The 16,057-nt window shown below is 72.9% G+C and carries 18 protein-coding genes; 8 read left to right on the forward strand and 10 right to left on the reverse strand.

All coding sequences use genetic code 11. The features are described from left to right. Positions 1 to 65 precede the first annotated feature (65 nt). A complete protein-coding gene (locus tag MB828_RS35840; protein WP_301651822.1) occupies positions 66 to 557 on the forward strand; it encodes a universal stress protein in 492 nt (163 codons plus the stop codon). Positions 558 to 570: 13 nt separating this feature from the next. Here the strand turns inward: MB828_RS35840 and MB828_RS35845 are convergent, their stop codons facing one another. Further along, the gene (locus MB828_RS35845) at positions 571 to 2,409 is read right to left on the reverse strand and encodes an RICIN domain-containing protein (RefSeq protein WP_301651823.1); all 1,839 of its coding nucleotides are present in this window, start codon (positions 2,407 to 2,409) and stop codon (positions 571 to 573) included. A gap of 459 nt (positions 2,410 to 2,868) precedes the next feature. Beyond that, entirely contained in the window at positions 2,869 to 3,861 is a 993-nt protein-coding gene (locus MB828_RS35850) for a helix-turn-helix domain-containing protein (RefSeq protein ID WP_430381478.1), read from the reverse strand. 63 nt (positions 3,862 to 3,924) lie between these two features. On the opposite strand from MB828_RS35850, the gene MB828_RS35855 reads away from it, so the two are divergent. Further along, the gene (locus MB828_RS35855) at positions 3,925 to 4,707 is read left to right on the forward strand and encodes a phytanoyl-CoA dioxygenase family protein (RefSeq protein WP_301651825.1); all 783 of its coding nucleotides are present in this window, start codon (positions 3,925 to 3,927) and stop codon (positions 4,705 to 4,707) included. Between the two features lie 16 nt (positions 4,708 to 4,723). Here MB828_RS35855 and MB828_RS35860 read toward each other — a convergent pair whose 3' ends face one another. From MB828_RS35860 to MB828_RS35870, 3 genes are all read right to left on the reverse strand, one after another. Beyond that, positions 4,724 to 5,692 carry an aldo/keto reductase gene (locus MB828_RS35860; RefSeq protein ID WP_301651826.1) on the reverse strand — a complete coding sequence of 323 codons (969 nt, stop codon included), beginning with the start codon at positions 5,690 to 5,692 and terminating at the stop codon, positions 4,724 to 4,726. 93 nt (positions 5,693 to 5,785) lie between these two features. After that, positions 5,786 to 6,319, reverse strand: coding sequence for a flavoprotein (locus MB828_RS35865; RefSeq protein ID WP_133022759.1), 534 nt, complete (start codon positions 6,317 to 6,319; stop codon positions 5,786 to 5,788). 20 nt (positions 6,320 to 6,339) lie between these two features. Continuing rightward, the gene (locus MB828_RS35870) at positions 6,340 to 6,798 is read right to left on the reverse strand and encodes a nuclear transport factor 2 family protein (protein ID WP_301651827.1); all 459 of its coding nucleotides are present in this window, start codon (positions 6,796 to 6,798) and stop codon (positions 6,340 to 6,342) included. 100 nt (positions 6,799 to 6,898) lie between these two features. On the opposite strand from MB828_RS35870, the gene MB828_RS35875 reads away from it, so the two are divergent. Then, the gene (locus MB828_RS35875; protein WP_301651828.1) at positions 6,899 to 7,450 is read left to right on the forward strand and encodes a TetR/AcrR family transcriptional regulator; all 552 of its coding nucleotides are present in this window, start codon (positions 6,899 to 6,901) and stop codon (positions 7,448 to 7,450) included. 159 nt (positions 7,451 to 7,609) lie between these two features. On the opposite strand, the gene MB828_RS35880 is transcribed toward MB828_RS35875, so the two are convergent. Further along, positions 7,610 to 7,810 (reverse strand): ferredoxin, encoded by a 201-nt coding sequence (locus MB828_RS35880; RefSeq protein ID WP_301651829.1) that lies wholly within the window; start codon positions 7,808 to 7,810, stop codon positions 7,610 to 7,612. A gap of 12 nt (positions 7,811 to 7,822) precedes the next feature. Then, a complete protein-coding gene (locus MB828_RS35885) occupies positions 7,823 to 9,061 on the reverse strand; it encodes a cytochrome P450 (RefSeq protein WP_301651830.1) in 1,239 nt (412 codons plus the stop codon). Between the two features lie 293 nt (positions 9,062 to 9,354). Here MB828_RS35885 and MB828_RS35890 point away from each other — a divergent pair, with 293 nt between their 5' ends. Both MB828_RS35890 and MB828_RS35895 read left to right on the forward strand, forming a co-directional pair. Beyond that, entirely contained in the window at positions 9,355 to 9,987 is a 633-nt protein-coding gene (locus MB828_RS35890; RefSeq protein ID WP_301651831.1) for a LysE family transporter, read from the forward strand. A gap of 148 nt (positions 9,988 to 10,135) precedes the next feature. Next, positions 10,136 to 10,576, forward strand: coding sequence for a nitroreductase family deazaflavin-dependent oxidoreductase (locus tag MB828_RS35895; RefSeq protein ID WP_301651947.1), 441 nt, complete (start codon positions 10,136 to 10,138; stop codon positions 10,574 to 10,576). Positions 10,577 to 10,718: 142 nt separating this feature from the next. Here MB828_RS35895 and MB828_RS35900 read toward each other — a convergent pair whose 3' ends face one another. Then, positions 10,719 to 11,657 (reverse strand): cation diffusion facilitator family transporter, encoded by a 939-nt coding sequence (locus MB828_RS35900; protein WP_301651832.1) that lies wholly within the window; start codon positions 11,655 to 11,657, stop codon positions 10,719 to 10,721. Positions 11,658 to 11,913: 256 nt separating this feature from the next. Between MB828_RS35900 and MB828_RS35905 the strand changes: the two genes are divergently transcribed. Both MB828_RS35905 and MB828_RS35910 read left to right on the forward strand, forming a co-directional pair. Beyond that, positions 11,914 to 12,927, forward strand: a complete 1,014-nt coding sequence (locus MB828_RS35905; RefSeq protein ID WP_301651833.1) for a glutathione S-transferase family protein — start codon at positions 11,914 to 11,916, stop codon at positions 12,925 to 12,927. Positions 12,928 to 12,943: 16 nt separating this feature from the next. Next, positions 12,944 to 13,249, forward strand: a complete 306-nt coding sequence (locus MB828_RS35910) for a DUF4235 domain-containing protein (protein WP_301651834.1) — start codon at positions 12,944 to 12,946, stop codon at positions 13,247 to 13,249. Positions 13,250 to 13,255: 6 nt separating this feature from the next. Here the strand turns inward: MB828_RS35910 and MB828_RS35915 are convergent, their stop codons facing one another. After that, on the reverse strand, positions 13,256 to 13,648 hold the full coding sequence (locus tag MB828_RS35915; protein WP_133022750.1) for a VOC family protein: 393 nt from the start codon (positions 13,646 to 13,648) through the stop codon (positions 13,256 to 13,258). A 60-nt stretch (positions 13,649 to 13,708) separates the two neighbouring features. After that, on the reverse strand, positions 13,709 to 14,422 hold the full coding sequence (locus tag MB828_RS35920; RefSeq protein ID WP_133022749.1) for a TetR/AcrR family transcriptional regulator: 714 nt from the start codon (positions 14,420 to 14,422) through the stop codon (positions 13,709 to 13,711). A gap of 129 nt (positions 14,423 to 14,551) precedes the next feature. On the opposite strand from MB828_RS35920, the gene MB828_RS35925 reads away from it, so the two are divergent. Continuing rightward, complete coding sequence (locus MB828_RS35925) at positions 14,552 to 16,045, forward strand: APC family permease (RefSeq protein WP_301651835.1); 1,494 nt, start codon at positions 14,552 to 14,554, stop codon at positions 16,043 to 16,045. The last annotated feature ends 12 nt before the right edge of the window (positions 16,046 to 16,057 follow it).

The following is a 16,057-nucleotide window of genomic DNA, read 5'->3' on the forward strand; positions in this document are numbered from 1 at the left end:
GGATCTAGTCGGGAGCCGGTCGGAGCCTGGTCAGGACCGGTCGGTCGCTGGACGGGAGGCCATGGATGCGGGTGATCGTCTGGCTGGTCGAGGGGACCTGGCCCGCCTGTGTGGACGCGGTGCGCACGCATGCGCGGGAGGCGTCCGAGGTGACGCTGCTGCACGTGACCGAGCCGGGGACGGCCGGGCTCGCGCACGGCGCGTTCGCGGGGCTGCTGGGCCGGGCCGGCTCGGAACCGGACCCGGAGCGGCGACTGGTGGAACTCGGCGGCACGTCGGCGGCGGAGCTGCTCGACGCGGCCGGGGCGCGGCTGGGGCGGCCGTGCACCCTGCTGGAGCGGACCGGGCGGGTCGAGCGGGAGGTGGTGGCCGCCGCCGAGGGGGCCGGTCTGCTGATCGTCGCCCGGGACGGCGACCGGTCCCGGCTCGGACCGCACAGCCTGGGCCGGGCGGCGCGCTTCGTCGTCGACCACGCGCCCTGCCCGGTGCTCCTGGTGTGGCCGGAGGGGGCACCGGAGCTGACCACGATGCCGCCACCGCCACCGCACCGCCGCTGAGACCGTGGCGGCCTCAGCGGTGGTGGCCGCCGCCGTAACCGCCGCCGTAGCCGCCACCGCCACCCCAGCCGCCACCGTACTGGCCGCCGCCGTAGCAGTAGCCGGGGTACTCCTCGCACGGGTTGTAGCCGGGCGCGCCGCTCGACGGCGTCGGCTGGGCGGTCGTGGTCGACGCCGACGGGGTGGGCGCCGGCGTGGGGGTCCGCGCCGCCTTGACCGACGGGGCGGCGGTCGGGGTCGGGGTGGGCGACGGGGTGGTCTCGGCGTCCCAGTTGACGATCTGCATCTGGAGGTCGGGCTGGGAGGTGTCCATCACCCAGCGCTGCGCGCTGACGTCGGCCCGGTTCTTGACGACCAGGGAGCCGCCGCCGTCGGTCGCCGCCGGGGCGAGGGCCAGGTCCTGGTCCCAGCGGGGCACCAGGGCGCCCTGGAGGGTGAAGTCGTAGCGGATGCTCCGGCCGCCGGACCCGGTGGCCGAGCACGGCGCCAGCCGGACGGAGTAGCCGAGGTGCGAGTCCAGGCACAGGCCGGGGTCGGCGCCGTTGCGCAGCAGCCCGTCGGCGTCGTACGTCCACTGCTGGCCGGCGGCCGACGAGCACTCCGCGAGTTCGGTCTCGGCGCCCTTCACGGCCTTCTTGCCGACCACGCCGATGCACAGGCCCGAGGCGAGGTTGTGCAGGCGGCCGCGGAGGGTCCCCTGGGCGGTCTGGTTGCTGCCGGCCCAGGAGGGGCCCGAGGTGGCGCTGCCGGCGCCGGGCTTGGCGGAGGGCTTGGCGGCGGCCGTCCCGGCGTCGTCACCGGTGCCGAGCACCGCCCACAGCACCAGCGGCAGTACGACCAGACCGCTCACGGTGCCCACGGCCACCGTGAGGTTGCGGCGGCGCGCCCGGCGGGCGGCGCGCTGCTCGGCGCGCCGGGAGGCGACGGGGTGCACCACGAGGTCCTTGCCCGGCCCCGCCGGCGCGAAGGCCTCGCCGCCGGTGAACCCGCCGACGGGCACGGGCGCCGGTTCGACGGGCGCCTCGGTGAGACCGGCGCGGGACTCCAGGTAGCCGCGGGCACCCCAGCCGAGCACGGCCTCCGCCAGGGCGAGGCCGAGGCCGCCGTTGAACTGGTGGAGCTGGTCGGCGGTGAACCCGCAGTGCTTGCACCCGTTCAGGTGCTGCTGGAGGTCCCGGTCGATGTCGGAGCCGCCGCGCCGGAAGGTCACGTCGATCATCCGGACGTACCGCTGGCACTCGTCCTCGTGGGCGAGTTCACGGTGCACCTGGAGGCACTCCTCGCGCAGCCGCTCGCGAGACCGGCGCAGTTCGACCCGCGCGTCCTGCTCGTCGAGGCCCAGCAGCGCGGCGGGGGTCGACAGCGGCTCCGACTCGACCTCGATGTGCCAAAGGACGGCACGCGAGGACTGGGTCAGGCGCTGGAACGCACGGGAGAGCAGCCGTCGGTTCGCGGGCGGCAGCAGCCGGGCGGCGGCCCGTTCCCCGGTGCCGGCGCGCAGTTCGGGGTGCAGGAGTTCGCCCCGCCCGTCGTTGTCCCACTCGGCGGCGATGCGGCGGACCGTCACCAGCAGTTGGGGACGCCAGGCGGCGGTGGGGCCGGCCTGGCGCAGGGACTCGCCGAAGAGCCGGGTGAACGCGGCGGTGGTGAGCATGCCCGCGCCGCGCGTCCCGTCCGTGCACAGACGGGCATAGGCGAAGGCCGCTTCCCAGTGCCGGTCGAGCAGTTCACCGACCGGGTGCAGGGCGGGCGCGGTGCCCGTCCACTGCTTCAGCTCGGCGCTGAGCTGTTCGTCGGTGACGTCGAACGGCCGGGCGGGGGCAGGGGAATTCCCCAGGCCTGCGTCATTCACGACTGCATTCCTTCCAGACGCAACGCGGTATTCGGTCCGTACCAACGGGTATGCGACCGGCATGCGACCCGGCCGACAGCACGACCGGACGGGTCTGTTGGGGGTTCGGCGCGGAACGTCCGCCGTCGGCAGCTCTTTTGAAGCGTGGGGGGGGGCGAACGGGAGCGGCCTCGCGCATGCGGAGGGGTGAAAACAATGGCCCGCATGCCGACACGGCACACCTTTGCACAGGCCAGCAGAGCAGAACAAGGGATGCCGGGGTTTTGCGCAATACCCGTACGCGGCCTTTGTTTGACGAATCGTCAATGAGCGAGTTCGCGCTTTGTCGCCGTATCGACTTCGTAATTCCCGGGGAGATTCACAGCAGACCGCCGTGACCTCGACCCCAACCATTGAACCACGGCCCGACCTGCGCAGGTCGCCCGCCCGGCGGCGCGGGTGAACCAATGACGCCTGCTTTCAGGGGCGTTCACCGGAGCGGTAGGCACCGGGCGGGACGCCGTAGCTTTCGCGGAAAACCCGGTTGAAGTGGAACGGGCTGGGAAATCCGGACGCGGCGGCGACCCGTTCGACGGTCAGGTCGGTGCTCTCCAGCAGCCGGGCGGCGTGCCGCAGCCGTGCCTCGCGCAGCGCACGCATCGGGGGCACCCCGGTCTGGCGGGTGAAGAGGTGGGCGAACCTGGACGGCGACAGCGCGACACGCTCGGCGAGCGTGCCGACGGTGTGCGGGGCGCCCGGGTCGGCAGCGATCAGTTCCTCGGCGCGCCGCACCCGCTCGTCCCTGGCGTCCGGGCCGTCCGGGGCCCGGTGCGCGCCGGCCGCGGCGAGCAGGACGACCTCCTCCAGCGCACACAGGGCGAGTTCACGGGCCGCACTGACGTGTGCCACGGCCACCCGCTCCTCGCCCGGTACGGAGGGAGCCGCTTCGTGCGGTCCGGCTGCGGCGGTTCCGTCCGGTGCGCGGGTGGCAACTTCGTGCGCACCAGGCGTGGCGGGTTCTTCGGGCGGGGGCGGCGCGCCGGTGCCGGGCCAGCGGGAGTCGGCGAGTATGCGGTGGAAGGCCGCCTCGATCCGCGGGTGCGTGCCGTCCGGGGCACCGACGGCGTACATGCCGTCGCCCAGGGCGCACGGGCCCAGCCGGCGGACCCACGCGGGGCGGGCCTGGCAGTGGGTCCACCAGAAGCGCCAGCGGTCCAGGCCGGGTTCGACCGAGTAGCTGTGCGGGACCCCGGGACCGAGGACGACCAGGTCACCGGGGCGCGCCCGGGTCCGGGCGGCCCCCTGCCGGATCACGCCGCCGCCGTGCGTGGTCCAGATGAGCAGCCAACTGCCGGAGCCCTGGGACCGGTTGATCCGGTAGCCGGGCCCCTGGTCGTAGCGGCCGGTGACGACCATGCCCGGCGGCGGAGCCGGAACAGTGGTCTCGGGCAATCCCTCAGCGTTCATGGACATCCTCTCGGCCGGCCCGTCGGCCTAGCGTGACAGGTCCAGGACGACGGATCGAGGAGCGAGGGTATGACAGTCACAGGCATCGACGCCGGCCTGCTGCGGCGGTTCGAGGAGGACGGGTTCACCGTCGTACGCGGGTTGTTCGGGGACGACGAGATCGACCGCCTTTGTGCGGAGTTCGCGGCGCTGCACGCGGCCGGGCGGGCGGTGCCGGGGCACTTCGAGCCGGGGCCGACGGCGGATCCGCTGCACCGGTACCCGCGGGTGATGCAGCCGCACGAGATCAGCGCGCTCGCCCGGCGGTTCCTGCTGGACGCGCGGTTGCGGGTGGTCCTGGAGGGGCTGTTCGGGGAGGAGGTGCTGGCCGCGCAGAGCATGTTCTACTTCAAGCCGCCGGGCGCCCGGGGGCAGGCGCTGCATCAGGACAACTTCTATCTGCGGGTGGAGCCGGGGACCTGTGTCGCGGCGTGGATCGCCTGTGAGGCGATCGACCGGGAGAACGGCGGGCTGGAAGTGGTGCCGGGGACGCACCGGATGGACCTGTTCTGCCCGGAGGAGTCGGACGCGGACCTGTCGTTCGCCCGGGAGTACGTGGCACCGCCGCAGGGGCTCGCGGCGGTGCCGGTCGACATGGCCCCCGGGGACGTCCTGTTCTTCAACGGGAGCCTGGTGCACGGGTCACAGCCGAACAGCTCGGGTGAGCGGTTCCGGCGGTCGTTCATCGGGCACTACGTGGGGCGGTCGGCGGAGCGGATCGGCGCCTACTACCGGACGCTGACCATGAGCGGGGAGCGGGTCCCCCTGCTGGAGAGCGAGGGAGCCGGTCCCTGCGGTACCTCGCGGTTGTGACGCGCCCCGGGAACTCTCAGTGGCCGGAGATCGGATGGGGGCCGTAAGGCCGCTCCAGTTCCTCCAACTCCTTTTCGCTGAGGCGGAGTCCGACCGCGGCCACGGCGTCCTCGAGGTGGTTCGGCTTGGAGGCGCCGATGATCGGGGCCGTCACCGTGCTCTGGTGCAGGAGCCAGGACAGGGCCACCTGGGCGCGCGGGACGCCCCGGTCGTCCGCGATGCGGGTGACCGCCTCGACGATCGCGCGGTCGCCCTCCTGGTAGAGGGTGCTGCCGAAGTTGTCGGTGGAGCTGCGCCCGGTGACCGTCCCCCAGTCGCGGGTGAGGCGGCCCCGGGCCAGCGGACTCCAGGGCAGTACGCCCACGCCCTGGTCCGCGCAGAGCGGCAGCATCTCGCGCTCCTCCTCGCGGTAGAGGAGGTTGTAGTGGTCCTGCATGGAGACGAACTTGGTCCAGCCGCCCCGCTCGGCGGTGTACTGGGCCTTGGAGAACTCCCAGGCGTACATCGAACTCGCCCCGATGTAGCGGGCCTTGCCGGCCTTGACGACGTCGTGCAGGGCCTCCATCGTCTCCTCGACGGGGGTCCCGTGGTCGAAGCGGTGGATCTGGTAGAGGTCGACGTAGTCGGTGCCGAGGCGGCTGAGGCTGTGGTCGATCTCGGAGAGGATCGCCTTGCGGGACAGGCCGCCGCCGTTGGGGCCGGGGCGCATCCGGCCGTGCACCTTGGTGGCGAGGACGATCTCGTCGCGGCGTGCGAAGTCGCGCAGTGCCTTGCCGACGATCTCCTCACTGGTGCCGTCGGAGTAGACGTTCGCGGTGTCGAAGAAGTTGATGCCAGACTCCAGCGCCTGCCGGATGAGCGGGCGGGACGCCTCCTCGTCGAGGGTCCACTCGTGGTTGCCGCGGTCGGGACGGCCGTAGGTCATGCAGCCGAGGCAGATCCGGGACACGTCCAGACCGGTGCGGCCGAGCTTCACGTACTCCATCGTTGTCTCCCGCCGTCGAGATCACTCCGTACACAGGCGAGCGTACGTCGGCGGGCTGCCAGGACTCCTGCCGAGGCGGTCGGCCGGTCGCCGTCAGCCGTGCTCCAGCAGGTCGAGCACCCGCTCCCAGGCGAACTCGGGGCGCCCGCCGTCCGCTTCGGGCGCGCCGGTGTACGGATCGCCGAAGCGGACGCCCAGCCCGCGCAGCCGCGTCAGGCTTTCCTGGTAGGCGGGGTGCGCGGCCAGCGCGTCGGCGACGCACGGCAGGACCCCGATGGGCACGCCGAGGCCGAGCGCCTCGCACAGGGTGCCGACGGCGAGGGTGTCGGCGAACCCGGCGGCCCACTTGTTGACGGTGTTGAAGGTGGCGGGGGCGACGGCCACCGCGTCCGGCGGCGGGAAGGGCCGCGGGTCGGCGGGGCTGCGCCACGCCGAGCGGATCGGGCGGCCGGTGCGCGCCTCCGCCTCCGCGGTGTCGAAGAAGCCGTTCATGGCCACGGGCGTGGCGATGACACCGACCTCCCAGCCGCGCTCCCGGGCCGCGGTGATGAGCCCGCCGACGCCCGCGGCGACACCGGCGGCGCACACGACCAGGTAGAGGAAGGGCTTGCGGGGCTCGTCGGTCATCCGGGAACCCTATGCGGGGGCTACCGGAGCGGGAAGGACAGGCCCCGTTCGGCGGCCGGGCGCGGACCGTGGATGCGGCGCTCGTGCTCCTCGATCGGGACGTCGTTGATGCTCGCCTCGCGCCGGGTCATCAGCCCGTGCGCGTCGAACTCCCACAGCTCGTTGCCGTACGACCGCCACCAGCGGCCGTCCGCGTCGTGGCACTCGTACTGGAAGCGGACCGCGATGCGGTCGCCGTCGAAGGCCCACAGGTCCTTGCGGAGGGCGTAGTCGAGTTCCCTGGCCCATTTGGCGGTGAGGAACTCGACGATCTCGGCTCGGCCGGTGACGAAGGTGCCGCGGTTGCGCCAGACCGAGTCCTCGGAGTAGGCGAGCGCCACCCGCTCGGGGTCGCGGGTGTTCCAGGCGTCCTCGGCCGCCTGCACCTTCTGTACCGCGGTCTCGTGGGTGAACGGGGGCAGGGGTGGGCGGTCGGCCATGGTCTCCTCCTCAGATCGAGAACGTGCGTTCTCCGGGTCGCTGCTACCGTAGGAGAACGCTGGTTCTCACGTCAAGGAAAGGTGTGGTCCGGGAGTGGTCATGGACAGCGCGGTCGCCCGCGAGCAGGCCCTGGACGCCGCTGAGCTGCTGTTCTACGGGCGTGGGGTGCAGTCCGTCGGCATGGACGACATACGCGGCGCCTCCGGCGTCTCCCTGAAACGGCTCTACCAGCTCTTCCCGGCGAAGGAGCAGCTGGTGGTGGCCTACCTGGAGCGCCGGGACGTGCGCTGGCGGCAGCGGCTCGCCGAACACGTCGAGCGGCGGCGGGACCCGCGGGAGCGGCTGCTCGCCGTGTTCGACTGGCTGGAGACCTGGTTCGGCGAGCCGGACTTCCGGGGCTGCGCCTGGATCAACGCGTACGGCGAACTGGGCGCCACCTCGGAGCCGGTGGCGGCCCGGGTGCGGGACCACAAGCGGGCGTTCCGGGACTACCTCGCGGGGCTGGTGGCCGGCGCCGGACTGGACGCCGCACTCACCGGCCCGCTGTTCCTGCTGGCGGAGGGGGCGATGGTCACCGCCGGGATCACCGGGAGCGCGGCGCCCGCGGCCGAGGCCCGGGAGGCGGCCCGGATGCTGTTGCGGGCCGGCTGAGACCGCTCGCCCCGGACGTGCCCCGGCCGGCCGGTCCCGCGGCCCTGCCGCCGGGGATGGCGGCGGAGCCGCGGGGGCGACGGGTGGCGGCGTACGGGGTGATCGCCGGCCCGGCACGGCCACGGGGGCCGGAACCGGCGGTGCTGGACGCGCCGGTGGCTAGCCCGTCGGTTCCTTGACGGTGATGGCGTGCACCGGGCAGGCCCGGGCGGCCTCCTTGACCAGGGGGTCGCCGCCCCCGTCCTCCTTTCCGGGGAGCAGGGCGCTGAACCCGTCGTCATCCTGGGTGAACACGTTCGGGGCGGTCAACGCGCACTGGCCGGCGCCGATGCAGATGTCCGTGTCGATCTCGATGTGCATGGCAGGAGCCTCTTACCAGGTCACGGGGAGTTCCAGCATCCCCTGGATCGTGTCGCCGGGTTTGCAGGGGATCGTCTCCGGCGGCGCGGCGAGCCGCAGGCCGGGGAGCCGCTCCCACAGGGTGCGCAGGGCGATCTCCAGCTCGGTGCGGGCCAGGTTCTGGCCGAGGCACTGGTGGATGCCGAAGCCGAAGGCCACGTGGTGGCGGGCCGGGCGGTGCCAGTCGATGGTGTCGGGGTCGTCGTACACGGACTCGTCGCGGTTGATGACCGAGGTCGCGAAGAGCACGCCGTCGCCCTTGCGGATGGTGGCGCCGGCCACCTCGATGTCCTCCAGGGCGACGCGCAGCAGCCCGTCCGCGATGGACAGCATCCGCATCAGCTCCTCGACGGCGGCGGGCACCAGGGCGGGGTCGGCACGCAGTTCGGCCAGCCGCTCGGGCTGCTGGAGCAGGGTGAAGGTGCCGAGGGAGATCATGTTGGCGGTGGTCTCGTGCCCGGCGACCAGCAGGATGAGGGCCAGCGCGACCACCTCGTCGCGGTCCAGGGCGCCCTCGCGCAGCCGTTCGTGGACGAGGTCGTCGAGGACGCCGTCGCCGGGCGCCTCGTCCCGGCCCTTGCGGTCGACCAGGTCGCCCAGGTAGGCCTCCAGCCGGTCGCGCGCGTCCAGGGAGTCCGCGGGTGCCGGGCCGCGCAGCAGCCGCCTGGACTGGGCCTCGAAGAACTCGTGGTCGGCGTACGGGACGCCGAGCAGGTCGCAGATGACCATGGACGGCACGGGCAGGGCGAAGGCGCTCACCAGGTCGGCCGGCGGCCCCTGGGCGACCATCCGGTCCAGCAGACCGTCGACGATCCGTTGGATGGCCGGCCGCATCGCGGTGGCGCGTTTGAGGGTGAAGTCCGGGATCAGCATCCGGCGCTGGATCTGGTGCTCGGGGCCGTCGAGGCCGAGCAGGGCGACCCTGCGGCGCTCCCGGGCCGCCGCGAACCGCGCGTTCGGCATCGGGAAGTCGTCCCGGCGGCGGTCGCTGGAGAGCCGGGGGTCGGCGAGCAGCGTCCGGGCCGCGCCGTGGCCGGTGACCGCCCATACGGTGCGGCCGTCGTAGAGCGTGACACGGGACAGCGGGGCCCCGTCGCGCAGCGGATCGTAGCCGGTGGGTGGGTGGTAGGGGCACGTGCGGTCCTGCGGCCAGGCCACGGGTTCGGCCGGCGCCGGGGTCGTGGGTTCCGTCAGGTCCGTCAGTTCGTTCATGGAAGACCTCGCAGACGAATGTCGTACGTCGTGCCGATCTTCATTAGATGCCCGGGGCACCTATGGGGCGACCGCAAGTTCAGCCAGATCGGTGAATCCGGTGATCTGGCCGAACCGCACTGGGTCGGGGGACGGTTCCGCGCCGAAATTCGCTTGCCGGGACGACGGCGCGGGCCACAGGATCTGCGCATGAACTCTCCTGACGCCCGTATGCCGCTGACCGCCGCGACCGCCGGTGCGGTGCGGGTCCAGCAGCAGCCGCGGCGCCCCTGGAGGCCCGAGCCCGCACGCCCGTGACGGCCGCGCTCGTCGCCGGCCTGCTCGCCGGGTACGGGATCGCCGTCCCGGTCGGCGCGGTCGGCACATATCTAGTGTCCCTCACGGCCCGCACGTCACTGCGGACCGGCGCCTGCGCCGCGCTCGGCGTCGCCAGCGCGGACGGCCTGTACGCCCTGCTCGCCGCGGTCGGCGGCGCCGCGCTGACGGCCGCGCTGCTGCCGGTGCTCGGGCCGCTGCGCTGGGTCTCGGCGCTGGTCCTGGTGGCCCTCGCGGTGCGCGGGGCGGCCGTCGCCGTGCGCCAGTACCGGCAGCGGCACCTCGCGACCCGGGCCGAGCGGCCGGTACCCGGCCCCGGACGGGCGTATCTCGGCCTCCTCGGGATCACCCTGCTGAACCCCACCACGGTGATCTACTTCGCGGCCCTGGTGGTCGGCACCCGTTCGGCCGCCGCGGTACGGCCGCTCGAACAGGGCCTGTTCGTCCTCGCGGCCTTCGCCGCGTCCGCGAGCTGGCAGCTGCTGCTGGCGGGCGGCGGGGCCCTCCTCGGCAGGGGGCTGACGGGGCACCGGGGGCGGCTGGTCACGGCGCTCGTGTCGAGCTGCGTGATGCTCGGCCTCGCGGCCCGGGTGGTACTGGCGCCCGGCTGAGGAACCCGGCGCGGGTTCCCGTGGGGCGCGGGAACCCGGCGTGCGTTCCCATGGGGGCCGCGAACCCGGTGTCGTACGGATGAAACCTGGGCACTCCCGGTGTTGAATCATGACGTCAAGCGACGGAAGCGACGAGGGGACGGACCTCATGCCTCTTGAGGGCGAGTACGAGCCCAGCCCGACCGCCTGGGTGCGGGAGCAGGTCGAGTTGTACGAGAGCTCGGGCGGGAAGGAGGGCAACACGCTGATGGACACGGGCCTGCCCGTCATCGTGCTGACCACCCTGGGTGCGAAGAGCGGGAAGATCCGCAAGACCCCGCTGATGCGGGTCGAGCACGACGGGAAGTACGCCGTGGTCGCCTCGCAGGGCGGCGCGCCCAAGCACCCTGTCTGGTACTTCAACGTGAAGTCCGAGCCGCACGTCGAGCTCCAGGACGGGCAGACCAAGCAGGACATGACCGCGCGGGAGGTCACCGGCGCGGAGAAGGCCGAGTGGTGGGAGCGCGCCGTCGCGGCGTACCCGCCGTACGCGGACTACCAGGAGAAGACGGACCGGCAGATCCCGGTGTTCGTACTGGAACCGCGGTAGTCGGTCCGGGCGCCCGGCTCCCTGGCGGAGCCGGGCCGGGGAACTGACGGTTCCGGGAATCCTTTCCGGCCGGGGACCGTCGGAATTTAGAAAAATCTGTTTCCGGGAGGCATGATCCGGCTTCGGGCCGGGCAGCCGAATGTCAGGCCCCGCCGCGTTCCCCCGTCGCGGCGGGGCTTTCCCCTGCCTCCTGCGCCGAGCGGTCGGTGACGTCCAGGAAGACCTGGTCGGTCTCGGTGAACGTCTCGGCGAGCGATCCCTTGATGCGCACCAGGACCTCCTCCACCCGCTCGCTGTCCAGCCCCGGCATCAGGTCGATGCGGGCCGCGACCAGGGTGGAGTCCAGACCCAGTTGCATGGTGAAGAGGGCTTCCACGGTGTCGATCTCCGGCTCCCCCTCCAGCTGCTCCCTGATCCGGTCGCTCAGCTCCGGGTCGGCCGCCTCGCCGATCAGCCGGGCGCGGGCGTCGGCGCCGAGCCGGTAGGCCACGTACACCAGCAGGGCACCGATGGCCAGCGAGGCCGAGGCCTCCCAGGCGACCTGCCCGGTGACCATGTGCAGGACCATGCCGACGATCGCCAGGATGACGCCGATCACCGCGGTGCCGTCCTCGGCGACCACCGTGCGCAGCGCCGGGTCGCGCAGCCCGCGGTCCTCCCGGCGGGCCTGGTGCAGGGCCCGGACCAGGGACGCGCCCTCGGCGAGCAGCGCGACACCGAGCACGGTCAGGCCCGCCACATAGCCGCTCAGTTTCTCGTCGGCGCCGTCGCGCAGCGCCTCGATGCCCTGGAAGAAGGAGAAGCAGCCGCCCATGACGAAGATCCCGACGGCCGCGAGCAGGGACCAGAAGAAGCGCTCCTTGCCGTAGCCGAAGGGGTGCCGGGCGTCGGGCGGACGGCGGCTGCGCCGCAGGGCGGCCAGCAGGAACACCTCGTTGAGGCTGTCGGCGACGGAGTGCGCGGCCTCCGAGAGCAGCGCGGGCGAGCCGGCGGCCACCCCGCCCACGGCCTTGGCGGCGGCGATCACCAGGTTCGCGGCGAGCGCCACGAACACGGTCAGGCGCGTCTTGCGGTCGGACACCGGCTGCTGCTCCGACTTCTCCTGCCGACTCGGCTGATCCCGCCGACTCGGCCGATCCCGTTGACTCGACTCGTCCGGCTGACTTGACTGATCCCGCTGATTCGAATGTTCTTTCGACGAAGTCCCACTCACGACGGCCGACTGCCCCGGAGGGGGCTGATCACACCGCCCGGGCGGTGGAAAACGGGCCACAACGGGGAACGCGACCCAACGGGCTCATTCGGCCCTCGCCAGACCCCGCCGGCAAGGAGGATTCATGAGCGGTGACGGCAACAGCTCGCTCGGGCACAAGGCGTTCTCCCGGTCCCGCAGCCACTTCGCGGACCGGATCACCGCGGACGGCCGGGACGGCTGGCCGGTCGCGGCGGGACGCTACCGGCTGGTGGTCAGCCGCGCCTGCCCGTGGGCGAGCCGGTCCCTGGTGGTACGGCGGCTGCTCGGTCTCGAGGACGCCCTCTCGCTCGCCGTCGCCGACCCGATCCAGGACGACCGCAGCTGGCGCTTCACCCTCGACCCGGACGGCCGTGACCCGGTGCTCGGCATCCGGTACCTCAGCGAGGCCTACGACCGGCGGGAGACCGGCTACCCGGGCGGGGTGAGCGTGCCGGCGGTCGTGGACGTACCGAGCGGACAGCTGGTCACCAACGACTACCAGCAGCTGACCCTGGACCTGGCCACCGAGTGGACGGCGCTGCACCGGCCGGGGGCACCCGACCTGTACCCGGAGAAGCACCGGGACGAGATCGACACGGTGATGGCGGAGGTGTACGAGGACGTCAACAACGGCGTGTACCGGGCCGGGTTCGCGAACGGCCAGCAGGCCTACGAGGAGGCGTGCGCGGGGGTGTTCCGGCGGCTCGAAGTGCTCGCCGGGCGGCTGGCCCGACAGCGCTACCTGGTCGGGGACACCCTCACGGAGGCCGATGTCCGGCTGTTCACCACGCTGGTACGGTTCGACGCCGTCTACCACGGCCACTTCAAGTGCAACCGCTGGAAGCTGGCGGAGCAGCCGGTGCTCTGGGCGTACGCGAGGGACCTCTACCAGACGCCGGGATTCGGTGACACCGTCGACTTCGACCACATCAAACGGCACTACTACCAGGTCCACACCGGGATCAACCCGACCCGTGTCGTGCCGCTCGGCCCGGACACCGCCGGGTGGCTGACGCCCCATCACCGGGAGGAGCTCGGCGGCCGGCCCTTCGGGGACGGGACGCCGCCCGGCCCGGTGCCGGCGGGCGAGGAGATCCCGGTCGCGGGACGGCCCTGACAACGCGGAGGCAGACATGGCAAAGAGCAGGAAGAAGCTGAAACTCCCCCTCGTCTACGCCCCGCTCGGCTTCGTGCTGAGCTGGGCCGGCGGGGCACTGGGCGCGCTGGCCTTCCGGCGCACCTGGATGGCGGTGCGCGGCGAGGAGGACGCGCCGGACGCCCTGGACCGGGACCGCGGCTGGGGCGAGGTGCTGCTGGCCGCGGCGGTCCAGGGCGCTGTCTTCGCGGTGGTGCGCAGCGCCGTGGACCGGACCGGCGCGACGGCCATCGAGCGCTCCACCGGCGTGTGGCCGACCGCCGGCAAGGGCGGCCGGGACTGAGCGGGTTCAGCCCTGCTTGGGTGCCGCGGGGGGTACCAGGCGCAGGGTGAAGGAGTGACCGGCCGGGTCGGCGTACCCGCGTTCCTCGTACGGCCCGGCCGCGTCCTTCGTGTCGATGGGGCGGCCGCCCAGGCCGACCACCCGGAGTTCGGCCTCGTCGAGGTCCTCGACCAGGAAGTCGAGATGCGCCTGGAGCGAGTTCTCCGGTCGCGGCCAGCTCGGCGGGGTCGCGTTGACGTCACGCCGGAAGGCGATCCGAAAGCCGTCGGCGGCCCGGATCTCGACCAGGTTGGCCGAGACGTCACCGTCCTCGGCGTCGAGGAACTCCCGGTAGAACTGGGCGAGTTTCTCGGGTTCGGCGCAGTCGAGCACCACGACGGCCGCGGTCACCAGTGCCATGTTTCCTCCCTGGACGGGTCCTTGAGGTCCTTGGAGTGCGGATGTCCCCGCCCGCCGGTTTCAGTCCCCGGCGCGGAGCTCCGCGAGCCGGGTGGCGGCCGCGGTCAGCAGGAGGTCGAGGGCGGCCGGGTAGGAACTGCCGCGCATCGAGGCCACCAGGTGGCGGGCGGTGGCCGCGATGTGCGGGTGGGTGGCGGCGGACAGGCCCGCGTACGTCGTCCGCCAGACGTCCGCCTCGGCGTCGCGGGCGGGCCGGGGCAGGGCGGTGTTGGCGGAGTCGAGGGCGCCGTAGGCGAGGGCCTGGTCGACGAAGGCGTGGTAGACGCGCACCGCCTCGGCGTCCGGGAACCCGGCCCCGCGCAGCACCCCGAGGATGGTCTCCACGGCCTGGATCTCGTACGTCCGCCCGGTCACCCGGTGGGCGCTGAGCACCGCCGCCCGGGGGTGCGCGAGGGCGCCGGCGTGCATCCGCAGTCCCAGGTCGCGCAGGTCGGCGCGCCAGTGACCGGTGGGCCGCCAGGCCCGCAGGGTACGCCCGATCAGCTCGTCGGCGATGGCCAGCATCAGGTCGTCGGTGTGCCGGAAGTAGCGGTAGAGGGAGCTGGGGTCGGCGCCCAGGGCGCGGCCCAGCCGGCGCACGGACAGTGCCTCGGCGCCGTGCTCCTCGATCAGCCGGAGCGCGGTCCCGACGATCAGCTCCTCGGAGAGGACCACGCCCTCCTTGGTGGGGCGCCGGCGCCGGCGGGCGGCGGCCGGGACGACGCGTTCGCTCATGGGGACTCCTTCACGGTGTGCGGGCACCTTATGACAACACCGTTGACCTGTGAAGGCCACCGGCAGTTTCATGACCGGTCACCGGGGCCGGTCGGGCCGGCCCCCAGGTGTGAGCGGAGTGTGCCGGCCATGACCGAGCAGCCCTACCCGGCGGACCCCCCGGAGTTGCGCAGATCCCTGTCCGTCCTGGACGGCGTGGCGGTGGCCGCGTCCAGTACGGCCGCCACCACCAGCATCGGCATCGGCCTGGGCGTGACGGCCGGGGTGGTCGGGCTGCATCTGCCGGCCATCATGCTGCTGGCGTTCCTGCCCGTCCTGGGTATCGCGGGCGCCTACTCACGGCTGAACCGGGTGGAGCCGAACGCGGGCAACGGCTATGTGTGGGTGGGCCGTTCGCTCAACCCCTGGCTCGGCTTCACGGTCGGCTGGGTGAACATCGTGGCGACGGTCGCCTTCCTCGCGTACACCACCGCGGTGACCGGCTCCGCGATGCTGCAACTCGCCGGCGAGGCCGGGCTGCACCGCGTCGGCTCGCTCGCCCTCGACGCGGGTTCGACGGCGCAGACCACGGCGGTCGGCATCGTCGTCCTGGTCGCCGTCACCCTGACCGCCGTGACCGGCATCCGCACCGCCGCCCGCCTCCAGACGGGACTGCTGGTCTTCGAGTACGTGGTGCTGCTCGGGTTCTGCGGCTACGGCATCGTGGCCGGCCCGCACCCCTTCAGCCTGAGCTGGTTCGACCCGTTCGCGATCCCGTCGGCCTCCGCGCTGGCCCAGGGCCTGCTGCTCTCGGTGTTCTGCTACTGGGGCTTCGAGGCCGCGTTCAGCGTCAACGAGGAGGTGCGCGACCCCCGGGACGCCTCCCGGGCCGGGCTGATCACCCTGGTGACGATGCTGGGGCTGTTCCTGCTGGGCTCGGTGGCGTTCCAGCGGGTGCTGTCCGAGCGGGAGCTGGCCGGGCACGGGGCCGAGGGGCTGGCGTTCTTCGGCGACCGGCTCGCCGCCCAGCCGTGGGCGGCGCTGCCGCTGGTGGCGCTGATGTTCTCGGCGGTGGCCTCGCTCCAGGCGGGGGTGATCCCGACCGCCCGTGGCATGTTCGCGATGAGCCGGGACCGTACCCTCGGGCCGGTGTGGTCCAGGGTCAGCACCCGGTACGGCACCCCGGCGGCCGGCACCCTGCTGATCGGCGCCCTCGCCACGGTGGTCGCCGCGCTGGCCCTGGTGATCCCCAGGCTGGCCGACATGATCATGGCGACGGTGAACGCGGTGGGCATCGTCGTCGCCGTGTCGTACGCGCTCACCGCGCTCGCCGCCGCGGCCCGGTTCCGCTCCCTGCTGCGGAAGGACTGGCGGCAGGGCGTACGGGCCGTCGTGCTCCCGGCGCTGAGCGCCCTCGCGCTGCTGGGCCTCGGCGGCTACCTCGGCTGGTCCTTCTACACCTCCGCCGACCACTTCGAGGTCAGTGCGGACAACGGCTGGTTCCTGCTGACCACCCCGCTGGTGATGATCGCGTCCGGCTTCGTCGCGGCCGCCTGGGCGAAGTACGTGCGCCGGTCGCCGTACTTCCGCACCGGCGAGGGCACCGACGCCGACGCGCCCCAGCTGCTCACGACCCCCAACTGAGGAAAAGGAAAC

It is taken from the genome of Streptomyces arenae (genome assembly GCF_022343545.1).
Classification (GTDB): Bacteria; Actinomycetota; Actinomycetes; order Streptomycetales; family Streptomycetaceae; genus Streptomyces; species Streptomyces humi.

What these genes read in the sequence shown, in the direction of transcription:
- MB828_RS35840 (WP_301651822.1), top strand. Translation starts at nt 66, where the DNA reads ATGCGGGTGATCGTCTGGCTGGTCGAGGGGACCTGGCCCGCCTGTGTG.
- MB828_RS35850 (WP_430381478.1), bottom strand. Translation starts at nt 3,861, where the DNA reads ATGTCCATGAACGCTGAGGGATTGCCCGAGACCACTGTTCCGGCTCCG.
- MB828_RS35855 (WP_301651825.1), top strand. Translation starts at nt 3,925, where the DNA reads ATGACAGTCACAGGCATCGACGCCGGCCTGCTGCGGCGGTTCGAGGAG.
- MB828_RS35860 (WP_301651826.1), bottom strand. Translation starts at nt 5,692, where the DNA reads ATGGAGTACGTGAAGCTCGGCCGCACCGGTCTGGACGTGTCCCGGATC.
- MB828_RS35865 (WP_133022759.1), bottom strand. Translation starts at nt 6,319, where the DNA reads ATGACCGACGAGCCCCGCAAGCCCTTCCTCTACCTGGTCGTGTGCGCC.
- MB828_RS35870 (WP_301651827.1), bottom strand. Translation starts at nt 6,798, where the DNA reads ATGGCCGACCGCCCACCCCTGCCCCCGTTCACCCACGAGACCGCGGTA.
- MB828_RS35875 (WP_301651828.1), top strand. Translation starts at nt 6,899, where the DNA reads ATGGACAGCGCGGTCGCCCGCGAGCAGGCCCTGGACGCCGCTGAGCTG.
- MB828_RS35880 (WP_301651829.1), bottom strand. Translation starts at nt 7,810, where the DNA reads ATGCACATCGAGATCGACACGGACATCTGCATCGGCGCCGGCCAGTGC.
- MB828_RS35885 (WP_301651830.1), bottom strand. Translation starts at nt 9,061, where the DNA reads ATGAACGAACTGACGGACCTGACGGAACCCACGACCCCGGCGCCGGCC.
- MB828_RS35895 (WP_301651947.1), top strand. Translation starts at nt 10,136, where the DNA reads ATGCCTCTTGAGGGCGAGTACGAGCCCAGCCCGACCGCCTGGGTGCGG.
- MB828_RS35905 (WP_301651833.1), top strand. Translation starts at nt 11,914, where the DNA reads ATGAGCGGTGACGGCAACAGCTCGCTCGGGCACAAGGCGTTCTCCCGG.
- MB828_RS35910 (WP_301651834.1), top strand. Translation starts at nt 12,944, where the DNA reads ATGGCAAAGAGCAGGAAGAAGCTGAAACTCCCCCTCGTCTACGCCCCG.
- MB828_RS35915 (WP_133022750.1), bottom strand. Translation starts at nt 13,648, where the DNA reads ATGGCACTGGTGACCGCGGCCGTCGTGGTGCTCGACTGCGCCGAACCC.
- MB828_RS35920 (WP_133022749.1), bottom strand. Translation starts at nt 14,422, where the DNA reads ATGAGCGAACGCGTCGTCCCGGCCGCCGCCCGCCGGCGCCGGCGCCCC.
- MB828_RS35925 (WP_301651835.1), top strand. Translation starts at nt 14,552, where the DNA reads ATGACCGAGCAGCCCTACCCGGCGGACCCCCCGGAGTTGCGCAGATCC.